This is a genomic window from uncultured Phenylobacterium sp., from assembly GCF_902826855.1.
Taxonomy (GTDB): Bacteria; Pseudomonadota; Alphaproteobacteria; order Caulobacterales; family Caulobacteraceae; genus Phenylobacterium.
In genome coordinates, this window is sequence record NZ_CADEGK010000144.1 from 1 (window position 1) to 12,198 (window position 12,198).

A 12,198-nucleotide genomic window follows, 5' to 3' on the forward strand; every position below is an offset into this window, starting at 1 on the left:
TGGGGATCGCCACGGAGCGCGACCTGCGCGACTACTTCCGCATGCCGGTGGCGGGCGCGAAGGCCCGCATCGCCGAGCTGGTGGAGGCCGGCGACATGGTCCCCGTGACGGTGAAGGGATGGCGCGAGCCCGCCTACCTCGACCCGGCGGCGCGGTGGGCGCGGAGGATCGACACGGCGTCCCTGCTCTCCCCGTTCGACAACCTGATCTGGTTCCGCGACCGCACCGAGCGGATGTTCGGGGTCCGGGTGCGACTTGAGATCTACGTCCCAGCCGAGAAGCGGCAGCACGGCTATTACGTCCTGCCGTTCCTCGAGGGCGACGCGCTGACCGCTCGCGTGGACCTGAAGTCCGACCGCAAGGCCGGCGCCCTGGTCGTGCAGTCGGCCCACGCTGAACCATGGGCGACGGACGCGACGCCGGCAAAGCTGGCGGCGGAGCTACGGCGGATGGCCGGGTGGCTCGGGCTGGATCGGGTTCGCGTGGAGCCGCGCGGCGACCTGGCTGAAGAGCTGGCCCGCGCGCTCTAGCCGTCGTCATCGTCCTCATCGTCCGGCAGATCGACGACGAGGGCCGGCTTGCCTTGGAACATGAGCTCGCCGTTCGGACCCTTGAGGCCCAACATGGCGTCCATGATCCCGGCCTTCACCGTGTGGGGTTTCTCAGGCTGGTCGGCCATGGCGGCAGCTCCTCGTTCGCAAGAGGAACTGCCGCGCACGGGCCGGGTTCCAGCCGCCCTACCCCACGCCCTCAGTCACCGCGTGGAGGCGCGCGTAGGCGCCGCCGCGCTTCACCAGGTCGGCGTGCTTGCCCTCTTCCACGATGCGGCCGTTCTCGAAGACGAGGATCCGGTCGGCGCCGCGGATGGTCGACAATCGGTGGGCGATGACGATGGTGGTGCGACCCGCCATCAGCTCCTCCATCGCCGCCTGGACCTGGCGCTCGGTCTCCACGTCCAGGGACGAGGTGGCCTCGTCCAGCACCAGGATCGGCGCATCGGCCAGGAAGGCGCGGGCGATGGCCACCCGTTGCCGTTCCCCGCCCGACAGCTTCACGCCGCGCTCCCCGACCAGGGTGTCGTACCCCTTGGGCAGCTTGGCGATGAAGTCGTGGGCGCGGGCCCGCTTGGCCGCCAGGGCCACCTCCTCCGCCGAGGCGTCTGGCCGGGCGTAGGCGATGTTCTCGGCGATGGTGCGGTGGAACAGCGCCGGATCCTGCGGCACCACGGCGATGGCGCGCCGCAGGGTCTGCTGGCTGACCTTGGCGATGTCCTGGCCATCGATCAGGATGCGGCCGCTCTCCAGGTCGTAGAGCCGCTGGATCAGCTTCACGAACGTCGACTTGCCCGCGCCGGTAGGGCCGACCAGAGCCACCCTCTCGCCAGGCGCCACGATGAGGGTGAAGTCGCGGTAGAGCGGGACCTCGGCGGACTTGTAGCAGAAGGTCACCCGGTCGAAGGCGATCTCGCCCAGTTCGCCGCGGAAGTGCGCGGCGTCAGGGGCGTCGGGCACCTGCACCTGCGCGACCGCAAACGAGGCCACGTCCTCCACGTCGTCGAGGCCCTTCTGCATCATGCGGATGTTCTCGCCGATGTTGCGCAGGTAGCCGCTCATCAGCATGAACGAGGTGATCGCGAACGCCACGTCGCCAGCGGTGGCCTCGCCTCGCACCCACAGTCGGATCAGGAGGCCGGAGAGGCCCGCCTGCAGCACCACCAGGATCATGTTCTGGACCAGCCACACGTCGATGAACCGCGTCCAGGTGATCAGGGTCAGCCGTCGCCAGAGCGCGGTGACCTCGCCGATGCGCGCTTCCTCACGCGGCTCGGCGCCGAAGGACTTCACGGTCGGGTTCGACGAGATGGAGTCCGCCAACGCCCCGCCGATGCGCGTGTCGAGCGCCACCGACCGCAGGTTGGCCGGGCGCACGTACTTCACGGTCAGCAGCAGGTTCGAGGCGACGTAGAACGTCACCACGGCCATGGAGAACAGCCCGACCGCCGGCCAGCGCAGCAGCATGGTCACCGACAGCCCGACCAGCACCAGGAGCGCCGGCCCCAGCCACAGGACCACCGCGTCCGAGACCATGTCGTAGCCCCACATGGCCCGCGACAGCTTGCGCACCGTGGAGCCGGCGAAGTGGTCGGCATGCCAGTCCGCCGAAAAGGCCTGCACCCGGCGGAAGCCCTCGTCGGTCATCTCCTTCATGTTGCGCGCGGCCAGCGGATTCCAGAACCGGAAGGCCACGTTGCGGATCAGCGAGAAGGCCAGGTACACGCCCACGAAGATCGCCCAGGCGTTCCACGCCGCGGCCGGTTGGCGGGGCGTCGTGGCCACCACGTCCACCAGCCGCCCCGCGGCCCAGGGCAAGGCCAGGTCGAACGCCATGGCCACCAGCATCAGCCCCACCGCGGCGTAGAATAGTCCGCGCCGACGCAGCCAGAAGCGGGCGATGAACCCCAGAACCTGGCTGTTGGACAGCACCCTGTCCCGCTTGATCTCTTCGTCGTCCTCGTAGTGCTCGGTCATTGTCCCGGTCTTTGAACTGCGGCGGACCGGGACTCCCAGCGGGAGCGCGCGCGGGTCCGACGCGAAATGGAAATCAGGTGTGGATGGGGCTTCGAGCGGTGACGGCTCGGGGGGCCACGGGCGCGCGGGATCGCTTCGGCGGGCCGTCCTGGCGGACGGCAGCGCGACGCGGTCGGGCTGAGTTAACGGTGCGGCGGCGGCCCGAGACGCGCGGGGAAGGCGATCATTGCGACAGCTGTCATTCTGACGGACCTCCCTGCTGAGCCTCGAAGGTCGCGAAGCTAGGCGCGGTCTCGGGGGCGGTCAAGGAACGTGGTTCGCGAATTCTCCCGCGGCCGCCGGGCGTGGCGGGAGGGCCACAGTCGAGGCCCGCTCAGCCCGCGCGTCGGGCCTTTGGTTTGTGAGCCGGAGCCTTGGCAGGCTTGGCCTCCCCGGCCGGCTTCTTGCCCGCGGCCGCTCGGGCCGGCTTGGATTTCGCAGGCGGGGCCTTCTTGCCGGCCAGGCTGGCGCGGAGGGCCTCCATCAGGTCGATGACGTTGGTGTCCTCCGGCTCCTCGGCGGAGACCGGCTTGTGGCCCTTCTTCTTCTGTTCGATGAGGGCCTTCAGCGCCTCCTCGTAGCGGTCGACGAACTGGCTGGGGTCGAAGGGCTTGGCGCGCTGTTCGATGATCTTCAGCGCGATGGCGACCATGTCGGCGTCGGGCTTGGCGTCGGCGATGGCGCCGAAGATCTCGTCCGGCTTGCGCACCTCCGCGTCGCTGCGGAGCGAGTAGGCCAGGATGCCCTTGCCCCGCGGCTCCAGCGCCAGGATACGCTCGCGGGTGGAGATGACGATGCGCCCGATGGCGATCTTGCCGGCCTTCGAGATGGCTTCGCGGATCACGGCGAAGGCCTCCTGGGCCATCTTGCCGTCCGGGGCTAGGTAGTACGGGTTGTCCCAGTAGATACGGTCGATCTCCTCGGCCGGCACGAAGCGTTCGATGTCGATGGTGCGCGTGCTCTCCAGCTTGACGGACTTGATCTCTTCGTCGGTGAGCAGGATGTATTCGCCCTTGGAGACCTCGTACCCCTTGACCAGGTCGGACCGGTTGATCGGCCCGCTCTCCGGGTCGGTGGTGATCATCTTGATCCGGTTGTTGGTCTTCGGGTTGATCAGGTTGAAGTGCACGTCGCCTGCCGGGTTGGTGGCGGTGAACAGGCTTACCGGGCAGGTGACGAGCGAGAGCTTGAGGTGGCCTTGCCAGGTGGGGCGGTACGCCATGGCGACGGGACTCCGGGAGCGGTGAAGTTGCTTCAACGGGCCGGGAGGGAATTCGTTCGTCCCCTGCTCGCATCCCTGGACGTCAGGCGCAGTCGCCGGTTTCGCCGGTGTCGAGATCGATGCAGAAGCAGTGCTCCCGACCGCTTTCCAGGTCGCGGACGATGACGCGGACCTCGGGGTCGTCGTCGATGGTGTGGGGCCAGTCCTCGACATAGGCCAGCGCGGCGGCCTCGAAGCTGGGTTCCTCCAGCACGCGGGCGCGGTGGCCGGCGTCGTGCGCGGCGTGGACGCGAAACTCGGGCATGGCGGGCCTCCTGGCGGCCTAACGCGCGAAGGGCGGGAAAGGATTCGCCAGGCCGTGCGTTAGGCGCGCATGGCAGCGCCGAAACTCGCGAGATACCAGGAAATGCGCGACTTCTCGCAGACGGCCGAGCCGTCCGGGGCGAACGCGCAGGTGACGGCGTCAAACCGGCGACGGTTCGTCATCCAGAAACATGCGGCCACCCGGCTGCACTTCGACCTGCGGCTCGAGGACGCCGGGGTGTTCAAGAGCTGGGCGGTGACGCGGGGGCCGTCGCTGGACCCCAAGGACCGGCGGCTGGCGGTGGAAACCGAGGACCACCCGTTGGATTACGGCGACTTCGAGGGGACCATCCCCAAGGGCCAGTACGGCGGCGGGACCGTGCAGCTGTGGGACCGGGGCTACTGGGCGCCGCAGGACGGTTTCGAGGACGTCGAGAAGGCCCTGGCGAAGGGCGAGCTGAAATTCGTGATGGAGGGCGGCCGGCTGCACGGTTCGTGGGTGCTGGTACGGCTGAAGGATGAGGGCAAGCGGCGCAACTGGCTGCTCATCAAGCACCGCGACGAGGCCGCGGTGGATGGCGAGGCGGGGGCGCTGGCGGCGGAAGACCGCTCGATCGCCTCGGGCCGGAGCATGGCCCAGATCGCAGCCGGCAAGGGCAAGGGCGCCAAACCGTTCATGACAGTCTCGGCGACCGCGGCGGACGCGGTGTGGCAATCGAACCGCACCCGCAGTTCGACGGCCACGGCCTCGCCAAAGGCGTCGCCCAGAAGGGCGCCAAGGCCGGCCAAGGCGACCGCCCTGCCGCGGTTCGTGGAGCCGCAGCTCTGCAAGACCCTGCAGGCGCCGCCGCGAGGCCCGGGCTGGGGACACGAGATCAAGTTCGACGGCTACCGCATGCAACTGCGCGTGGAGGGCGGGCAAGCCACCCTGCTCACCAGAAAGGGCCTGGACTGGTCGACCAAGTTCGGGGCGATCGTGCGCACGGGCGCGACGTTCCCCGACAGCATCATCGATGGCGAGGTCGTGGCGCTGGACCACAGCGGGGCGCCTGACTTCGCGGCCCTGCAGGCGGCGATCTCGGCCGGGCAAACGGATGGACTGGTGTTCTTTGTCTTCGACCTGCTGTTCGCCGGCGGCGAGGACCTGCGCAAGCTGCCGCTCACCGAGCGCAAGGCGCGGTTGAAGGCGCTGGTCGAAGGCGCGCCGCCGACCGTCCGCTACGTGGAGCACTTCGTGACTGCGGGCGACGCTGTTCTGCGCTCAGCCTGCCGCATGGACCTGGAGGGAATCGTCTCGAAGAAGCTCGACGCGCCCTACCGCTCCGGACGCAGCGAGACCTGGGCGAAATCCAAGTGCCGGGCCGGCCACGAGGTGGTCATCGGCGGCTGGACGACCACGGGGGAGGCCTTCCGCTCGCTGATCGCCGGGGTCTATCGCGACGGCGAGCTGGCCCACGTCGGCCGGATTGGCACCGGGTTCGGCGCCAGCAAGGTCGCCGGGTTGATGCCGCGGCTACAGGCGCTCGAAACTGACGAAAGCCCCTTCAAGGGCAAGGGCGCACCCCGCAGGGCGGCCGGTATCCACTGGGTGAAGCCGCAGCTGGTGGCGGAGATCGAGTACGCCGGCTTCACCGGCGACGGCTCCATCCGCCAAGCGGCGTTCAAGGGGCTGCGCGAGGACAAGCCGGCAGCCGAGGTGGAGGCCGAGACGCCGGCGAAGACCGTGGCGGTGAAGAGCCCGGCGCCCAAGGGCATGGCGGTGGTGATGGGTGTGACCATCTCCAGTCCGCAGAAGACCCTGTGGCCGGACGCGAACGACGGCACGCCGGTGACCAAGCTGGAGCTGGCCCAGTACTACGAGGCGGTGGGCGAATGGATGCTGGTCCACCTGAAGGGCCGGCCCTGCTCGGTGATCCGTATGCCCGACGGGATTGGCGGCGAGACCTTCTTCCAGCGCCACGTGGGCAAGGGCTGGTCGTCGCTGTTCACGGCCGCCGACGTGCGCGGCGACAAGACGCCCTATATCCAGATCGACCGGGTCGAGGCCCTCGCGGCGGCGGCGCAGGTGGGGGCGCTGGAGTTGCACCCCTGGAACTGCGAGCCGTTCAAGCCGGATCAACCGGGACGCCTGGTGTTCGACCTGGACCCCGCCCCCGACGTGGACTTCGCTGACGTGATCGTGGCGGCCAAGGACGTGAAGGCGCGGCTGGAGGCGCTGGGCCTAGTGGCCTTCTGCAAGACCACCGGCGGCAAGGGGCTGCACGTGGTGACGCCGCTGTCGGCCAAGGGCATCGACTGGCCGACGGCCAAGGGCTTCGCGCGCGAGGTCTGTGCGCGGATGGCGGCCGATCAGCCCGACCGGTACCTGATCAGCATGGCCAAGAAGGAACGCACGGGCCGGATCTTCCTCGACTACCTGCGAAACGACCGGCTCTCGACGGCGGTGGCGCCGCTATCGCCGCGGGGACGGCCGGGGGCGCCGGTATCGATGCCGCTGACCTGGGGCCAGGTGAAGGGGGGGCTGGAGCCGGCGAAGTACACCATCCGTACGGTCCCGGCCCTGGTGAAGAAGATGACCGCCTGGGCCGACTACTGCGACGGCGAACGGGCCCTGGCCCCGGCGATCCGCAAGCTCGCGAAGAGCTAACTGGCGTCGGGGGCGGCGTTTGCGCTGGTGAAGGTGATGGTGACGCGGACGCCCTCGCCGGGCCGTGAGCGCACGTCGATCGCCGCCTTGGCGTTCTGCACGAGTGAGCGGACGATGAGGGCCGAAAGCTTGCCGACCTTGGGCCAGGTGGCCCCGTCCGGCAGGCCGATGCCGTCGTCGGCCACGAGGACGGTGCAGCCGCGAGGCTCGCTGACACAGTGCAGGGTGATCGTACCGCCCTCGCGACCGGCGAAGGCGTGCTTCAGCGAATTGGTCAGGAGCTCGTTGACTACCAGGCCCGCAGGCATGGCCACGTCGAGGGACACCGGCCAGGTGTCCAGCTGCATGTCGAGATGGATGCCCTCCACCGCGTGGGCCCGCATGACCGCCGAAGCGATCTCGCTGAGATAGATGCCCAGAGCGACGGCATGGTCGGCGCCGGCCTCGCCCAGGGCGCGATAGAGCAGGCCGAGGGCCTCGACCCGCCCGGCAAGGCGGCTGAAGCCTTCGCCGGTGGAGCGGTCGGCGACGCCCCGGGCCTCAACCCGGATCAGGGCGGTGATCATCTGCAGATTGTTCTTCACCCGGTGCTGCAGCTCTTGCAGCAGGGTGTCCTTCTCGCGGATCTGCTCCTCCAGCGCATCGAGGACGTCGGTCGCTGACGCCGCCGTCTCGACCAGGGCCACGAGCCGGAACACCGGGGCGCCGTCATCGTCCTCGATGATGTTGGACCAGGCGTCGAGAGTGATCGGTTCGCCGTCGCGGGGCAGGACGTAGGAGCCGACATAGTCGCGTTCCGCGGCCAGGACCTCGCCCAGAGATCGGGGATCCTCGCCAGAGACCGCCTGGCCGGGCAAGCTGGCCCAGCGTCCGCCCACCATGTCGGCCGCCGCGCGGCCGGTCAGGCGCTCGAACTCGAGGTTGGCGTAGACGATGCGCTCGGACGCGGCGAGCTCGGAGACCGCAATGGCCACGGGCACCTGGTCGAGGAACTGCTTGAAGCGGTCGCTCTCCAAGGCCACGGCCAAGTCGGGACTGTCGAGCAGGTGGTCAAGGCCCGCAGAGGGCTCGTCTGGGAGCATGGAAGCCTTACGCGCGGCACACACCTACGCCGCGCATCCTTCATGGACCGCGGCAGAGGGCGCGGCAATCCAGATCAGGGCCGCGGCGGCCCCGTGTCGCGGGCGCGCCGCACCGCGTGGGCCAGGCGCCGATCGTCCAGCCCGCCTTCGACGAGATAGGGACCGACCAGGTAGGCGGGTGTGCCCTTCAAGCCGAGGGAGAAGGCCTGCAGGCGGTGGCGACCGAGTTGGGCGTCTATGGCGCGGGCGTGGATCCGCTGGTCGTCGACCAGACGGGCCGGATCGGCGCCGGCCGCCGCCGCGATGGCGGCGATCCGCGCCGGGGTGAGCGCGCCGCGGGCCGCCATCAAGGCGTCGTGGACGGGCCGGTAGCGGCCCTGGCGATCTGCGGCGAGCGCCGTGCGGGCGGCGAGGTCCGACAGAGGACCCCGGATCGGCCAGTCTTTGTAGATCACCGCCAAGTTCGGATCGGCGCCGAGGCGTCGGGAGAGCGCGGGGTCCGTCGCCTTGCAGATCGCGCACTGATAGTCGGTGAACACCACGATCGTGACATCCGCGCCGGGCGATCCCTCGCGCGGCGAGCCGGGGTCGGTCAGCACCGCCTCGACGACGGGCGTCAGGGTCAGCCGCGTTCCGCCCCGCGGCCACCAGCGGACCAGCGCCGAGACGCCGCCGCCGAGCGCGAGCGCGGCCCCAAGGCCCAGATAGGATCGGCGAGTTTGTTTAATATCGAAGGATCTTCTCGATCGCCTTGCCGCGGGCGAGTTCGTCGATGAGCTTGTCCAGGTAGCGGACCTCCCGCATCAGCGGGTCGGCGATCTCTTCCATGCGGACGCCGCAGACCACCCCCTTGATCTCGGCGCGCGCAGGATTGAGCGCCGGCGCCTCGGCGAAGAAGGCCTCGTAGTTGACGTCCTTCGCCAGCTGGGCGGCAAGCGCTTCCGGCCCGTAGCCGGTCAGCCAGCGGATGATCTGGTCGACCTCCGCCTTCGTGCGGGCCTTCCTCTCCGCCTTGGCCACCAGCAGCGGATAGACCTTGGCGAAACTCATTCTGTAGATGCGGTGCTGGGTCGGCGCCTGCGTGCTCACTGCGTTCCCTTGAGTCCGGTGGCCCGTGCGCCGGCAAGGATGCCGGGCAAAGCGTAGTTGCCCTCGTGGCAGGCGTACTCGTAGATCTGACCGCCCAGGGCGGTCATCACCATCTCGGCGCGCCATGGCTGGGTATAGTGGACGGGATCCTCGACGGTGAATTCGTAGGCGAGCTCACTCGCCGTCGCGCGCGCCAGCCGCTCGGTTACGCGTCCCTGTTCGGACAGGAAGATCGGACCGAACCGCCCCTGCTGTGGGTTCACGTGCAGGGTCTCGATCACCAGGGCGGAGCCGTCCCACCAGGCCGTGGAGTCACCCATCCAGGGGCCGATCACGGCGGGCCGATGGGCGGCCTGCGCGGCGGCCTTATCCGGGAAGATCGGGATGATCCGCACGCCGAAGCCCATTTCCACGATCACGACCAGGGCATCTCGGGTCAGCAGGAACTGGTAGTTCGAGTTGTAGATGTTGTTGAGCATCCCCGGCCCGCCAGAATTTCGCGAGCCGATCAGGCAGCGGTCGTTCGGCGAGAGGTCCTCCGGCCCGGCGGGATCCATCCGGTTGCTCATGGCCGCGGCCTCACGCCGCCGCTGTACGCCGCGTTCGGTCAGGGGCAGGCGGCCGTCCGCGGGCTCCACGATCCACGAGGACCGGTATTCGCCCTTGATCCTGGCGTACGCGTCACCGCCGTCGAGGAAGACCGCGTCGTGGCCCAGGCTGCCGCCAGGGGCCGGGGCGCCAGCGTTCGGATCGCTGGGCTTGCGGTCGGCTTCGGCCGCCCGGCGCAGAGGATCGTTCGCCGCCAGAGCCTTGGCCTGAGCCTCGGGCATCGTGAGCCCCTTGAGGCTTGCCGGCCGCTCCAGCTTGGTTAACGACACGTTGGACCAGTTGCCCGAAAGGTCCGGGCGTCCATCGGTTGTGCGGGGGATCGGCGCTCTCTCCGCCGATTGGGCGGCGACGGCGCACGCCACCACCGCGGCGACCAACGCCAATGCAAGACCGGACTTCACCGTCACGCCGTCATCCCGAAGCCGCATCAGGAGGAAGCTAGCAGAAGCTCCCCATCGCGCGAGGCGGATTCGGCAGCGTTCGGCGCGCGCGCATGGCCGCTCGCCAAGGCCGGCCATCCGCGATAGGCGGTGCGGGATGAGCAGCAAGCCGTCCCTGCGCCGCCTGATCGACCTGCCCGGCGTCGCGGACCTGGAGCTGAAGGCGCTTATGAAGCGCGACTTCGCCGAGCCGGAGGCGCGCACGGCCCACCCCGAGATAGACGCCTGTTCAACGGCTCTGTTCGGCCTGACCGCCGATGAGGCGGAAGCCGTGCCGCGGCCGCCAGGCTGGGACGATGTCGACACCAGGCCGCTGGGCGCCCAGGTCTTCGCCTTCGAGGACGCCGGATGGGACGTGACCGATGACAAGCGCCGGCCGCTGCGGGTGCTGGGTCACTTCCACCAGCAGCTGTGGCTGGCGGTGCGCGGCGTGGCCGGCAAGCTGCCGTTCCAGGCCGAGAGCACGGAGCCGGAGGCGTGGGTGAGCAAGCTGGCCGCCGAGGCCAGCCGGTTCCGCAAGCGATGAAAACACCCGCCAAGCCGCCCACCTATGCCCCGCCGACGCCGCGGGTCTCTCGCCAGAAGAAGGCCAAGGTGCTGACCGCCGCCGAGCGGGCGGCGTTCCTGGCCTCGCGCCCGGACCTGAAGCCCAAGACCTGACGACCTTTCCCGCGGAGGGAAGACTACTCCTCGCAGCCGCCCAGCGGCTGTTGCTGGAACTCCGCAGCGATTCGCCAACAGGCGGCCTCCTGGCGCTTGTCCTGCCACGCCCCCGCCAGGAACACGCACATCAGGCCGAGCGCGACGGTGAGCAGCGCCAGGATGCGCACGACGATGACCGGCCTGTCCGGCCGGGGAGCCCTCGACATCCCTTGGCTTTGGCGGAACCTGCGCCCCGGAGCAAGGTCCCTCAGGCGGCCCGGCCGCTGCGCCGGAGGTCGACGGTGAGCCGGGCCATGGCCTCCGGCAACTAGACCCGCAACCAGCCCGCCGCCCGGGCGAACGCGCGCACACGCCCTGCGCGCGCTGTGGCCTGTCCAGGGCTGGGTGCTCCCGTTAGACTGAGCCGGCGCTGGTGGCGCGCAGGGATGGGATCCGGATGGGTTCGTTGTTCACAGGCGCGCCGGCGCCGATCTTCAAGGTGCGATCCAAGCACTTCGCGCAGTTCGCCTTTTCCAGCCTTGGCGGGCGCTGGGTCGTGCTGGGGTTCCTTCCGGGGCCCGGACCGGAGCGCGACGCAGCGATCGCGATGCTGGAAGGCCTGCCGGGTCTGTTTCGCGACGACCGGTGTCTGGCGTTTGGGGTCCTGCCGGACGAGGCGTCGTTCAAAGCGGCGAAGGACGCCTTGCCGATGCGGTGGTTCTACGACGCGGAGGGATCCGTACGGCGGCTGTACGACGCCGAGGGCCCAGATGGCGAAGTCGCGCCCCGCTGGGTCGCCATCGACCCCTCGCAGCGGGTGCTGGCCTGGGCGCCGCTGGAGAACGGACGGCAGTTGTTCGCCAGCTTGGCGGCGATGGGCGCGCCGCAGGATCACGCCGGGGTCCCCATGCATGCCCCGGTGCTGATCGTCCCGCGTATCCTGGAAGGCGACCTGTGCCACCGTTTGATCGCCTACTATGAGGCCGATGGCGGCGTCCCCTCCGGCGTCATGCGGGAGCGCAATGGCCGGACCGTGGCCGAGCTCGACGACTTCAAGCGCCGCCGAGATGCGACCATCACCGACCCTGAACTGACGCGCGCGTTGCGCGATCGCATTGGCCGCCGCCTGGTCCCGGAGATCGAAAAGGTCTTCCAATTCAAGGCCACGCGGATCGAACGCTATATCGTCGCGCGCTACGACTCCGCCGACGGCGGCTACTTCCGGCCGCACCGCGACAACACCACCGGCGGCACCGTGCATCGCAAGTTCGCCGTCTCCATCAACCTGAACGCCGAGGACTTCGAGGGCGGCGACCTGCGCTTCCCGGAGTTCGGCCCACAGACCTACCGTCCCCCCACGGGCGGCGCAGTGGTATTTTCGTGCTCGCTGCTGCACGAAGCCACGCCGGTGACCCGCGGGATCCGCTACGCCACCCTGCCCTTCCTATTCGATGAGGCGGGCGAGGAGTTGCGGGCGAAGAACCTCCACCTGCTGGACACCAGTCCCGGCAAGCCTTCCACCGAAACGCCGGCGCCGAATGAAGGGGCGCAGGCCGCCGGGTAGTCGGGACCGGGCCTTCCGGCCGGTAGGTCCAAC

At 69.5% G+C, this 12,198-nt stretch carries 14 protein-coding genes; 5 read left to right on the forward strand and 9 right to left on the reverse strand.

Going from position 1 to position 12,198, the window contains the following annotated elements; genetic code table 11:
• Positions 1-530 (forward strand): crosslink repair DNA glycosylase YcaQ family protein (locus QZV94_RS17540; RefSeq protein ID WP_293679541.1); only part of this gene is annotated, 530 nt, incomplete at its 5' end.
• Here QZV94_RS17540 and QZV94_RS17545 read toward each other — a convergent pair.
• The 4 genes from QZV94_RS17545 to QZV94_RS17560 form a co-directional block, all read right to left on the reverse strand.
• The gene (locus QZV94_RS17545) at positions 527-679 is read right to left on the reverse strand and encodes a hypothetical protein (protein ID WP_293679544.1); all 153 of its coding nucleotides are present in this window, start codon (positions 677-679) and stop codon (positions 527-529) included. The two genes, QZV94_RS17540 and QZV94_RS17545, sit on opposite strands and share 4 nt — an antisense overlap.
• Positions 680-737: 58 nt before the next feature.
• On the reverse strand, positions 738-2,528 hold the full coding sequence (locus QZV94_RS17550) for an ABC transporter ATP-binding protein (protein ID WP_293679548.1): 1,791 nt from the start codon (positions 2,526-2,528) through the stop codon (positions 738-740).
• A gap of 373 nt (positions 2,529-2,901) precedes the next feature.
• Complete coding sequence (locus QZV94_RS17555) at positions 2,902-3,789, reverse strand: Ku protein (RefSeq protein ID WP_293679553.1); 888 nt, start codon at positions 3,787-3,789, stop codon at positions 2,902-2,904.
• A gap of 82 nt (positions 3,790-3,871) precedes the next feature.
• Positions 3,872-4,093: a DUF5961 family protein gene (locus tag QZV94_RS17560; RefSeq protein ID WP_293679558.1), complete on the reverse strand. Its 222-nt coding sequence runs from the start codon at positions 4,091-4,093 to the stop codon at positions 3,872-3,874.
• Positions 4,094-4,162: 69 nt separating this feature from the next.
• Here QZV94_RS17560 and ligD point away from each other — a divergent pair, with 69 nt between their 5' ends.
• Entirely contained in the window at positions 4,163-6,739 is a 2,577-nt protein-coding gene (gene ligD / locus QZV94_RS17565; RefSeq protein WP_293679559.1) for a DNA ligase D, read from the forward strand.
• On the opposite strand, the gene QZV94_RS17570 is transcribed toward ligD, so the two are convergent.
• The 4 genes from QZV94_RS17570 to QZV94_RS17585 all read right to left on the reverse strand — a co-directional run bounded on the left by QZV94_RS17570 (position 6,736) and on the right by QZV94_RS17585 (position 9,947).
• The gene (locus QZV94_RS17570; RefSeq protein WP_293679562.1) at positions 6,736-7,821 is read right to left on the reverse strand and encodes a histidine kinase dimerization/phosphoacceptor domain -containing protein; all 1,086 of its coding nucleotides are present in this window, start codon (positions 7,819-7,821) and stop codon (positions 6,736-6,738) included. The genes ligD and QZV94_RS17570 overlap by 4 nt on opposite strands.
• 74 nt (positions 7,822-7,895) lie before the next feature.
• Entirely contained in the window at positions 7,896-8,420 is a 525-nt protein-coding gene (locus tag QZV94_RS17575; RefSeq protein WP_293679565.1) for a DsbA family protein, read from the reverse strand.
• A gap of 124 nt (positions 8,421-8,544) precedes the next feature.
• A complete protein-coding gene (locus tag QZV94_RS17580) occupies positions 8,545-8,910 on the reverse strand; it encodes a DUF2200 domain-containing protein (RefSeq protein WP_367254732.1) in 366 nt (121 codons plus the stop codon).
• A complete protein-coding gene (locus tag QZV94_RS17585; RefSeq protein WP_293679568.1) occupies positions 8,907-9,947 on the reverse strand; it encodes a hypothetical protein in 1,041 nt (346 codons plus the stop codon). Before QZV94_RS17585 ends, QZV94_RS17580 begins: the two co-directional genes overlap by 4 nt.
• Before the next feature lie 109 nt (positions 9,948-10,056).
• Here QZV94_RS17585 and QZV94_RS17590 point away from each other — a divergent pair, with 109 nt between their 5' ends.
• A complete protein-coding gene (locus tag QZV94_RS17590; RefSeq protein ID WP_293679571.1) occupies positions 10,057-10,485 on the forward strand; it encodes a hypothetical protein in 429 nt (142 codons plus the stop codon).
• Entirely contained in the window at positions 10,482-10,619 is a 138-nt protein-coding gene (locus QZV94_RS17595) for a hypothetical protein (RefSeq protein ID WP_293679573.1), read from the forward strand. The genes QZV94_RS17590 and QZV94_RS17595 overlap by 4 nt, the downstream gene beginning before the upstream one ends.
• Before the next feature lie 23 nt (positions 10,620-10,642).
• Here the strand turns inward: QZV94_RS17595 and QZV94_RS17600 are convergent, their stop codons facing one another.
• On the reverse strand, positions 10,643-10,828 hold the full coding sequence (locus tag QZV94_RS17600; RefSeq protein ID WP_293679576.1) for a hypothetical protein: 186 nt from the start codon (positions 10,826-10,828) through the stop codon (positions 10,643-10,645).
• A gap of 230 nt (positions 10,829-11,058) precedes the next feature.
• Here QZV94_RS17600 and QZV94_RS17605 point away from each other — a divergent pair, with 230 nt between their 5' ends.
• Positions 11,059-12,165 carry a 2OG-Fe(II) oxygenase gene (locus tag QZV94_RS17605; protein WP_293679579.1) on the forward strand — a complete coding sequence of 369 codons (1,107 nt, stop codon included), beginning with the start codon at positions 11,059-11,061 and terminating at the stop codon, positions 12,163-12,165.
• The last annotated feature ends 33 nt before the right edge of the window (positions 12,166-12,198 follow it).

Bases quoted from the DNA above. Each gene is read 5' to 3' on its own strand.
- QZV94_RS17545 (WP_293679544.1), bottom strand. From the start codon at position 679: ATGGCCGACCAGCCTGAGAAACCCCACACGGTGAAGGCCGGGATCATG.
- QZV94_RS17550 (WP_293679548.1), bottom strand. From the start codon at position 2,528: ATGACCGAGCACTACGAGGACGACGAAGAGATCAAGCGGGACAGGGTG.
- QZV94_RS17555 (WP_293679553.1), bottom strand. From the start codon at position 3,789: ATGGCGTACCGCCCCACCTGGCAAGGCCACCTCAAGCTCTCGCTCGTC.
- QZV94_RS17560 (WP_293679558.1), bottom strand. From the start codon at position 4,093: ATGCCCGAGTTTCGCGTCCACGCCGCGCACGACGCCGGCCACCGCGCC.
- ligD (WP_293679559.1), top strand. From the start codon at position 4,163: ATGGCAGCGCCGAAACTCGCGAGATACCAGGAAATGCGCGACTTCTCG.
- QZV94_RS17570 (WP_293679562.1), bottom strand. From the start codon at position 7,821: ATGCTCCCAGACGAGCCCTCTGCGGGCCTTGACCACCTGCTCGACAGT.
- QZV94_RS17585 (WP_293679568.1), bottom strand. From the start codon at position 9,947: ATGCGGCTTCGGGATGACGGCGTGACGGTGAAGTCCGGTCTTGCATTG.
- QZV94_RS17590 (WP_293679571.1), top strand. From the start codon at position 10,057: ATGAGCAGCAAGCCGTCCCTGCGCCGCCTGATCGACCTGCCCGGCGTC.
- QZV94_RS17595 (WP_293679573.1), top strand. From the start codon at position 10,482: ATGAAAACACCCGCCAAGCCGCCCACCTATGCCCCGCCGACGCCGCGG.
- QZV94_RS17600 (WP_293679576.1), bottom strand. From the start codon at position 10,828: ATGTCGAGGGCTCCCCGGCCGGACAGGCCGGTCATCGTCGTGCGCATC.
- QZV94_RS17605 (WP_293679579.1), top strand. From the start codon at position 11,059: ATGGGTTCGTTGTTCACAGGCGCGCCGGCGCCGATCTTCAAGGTGCGA.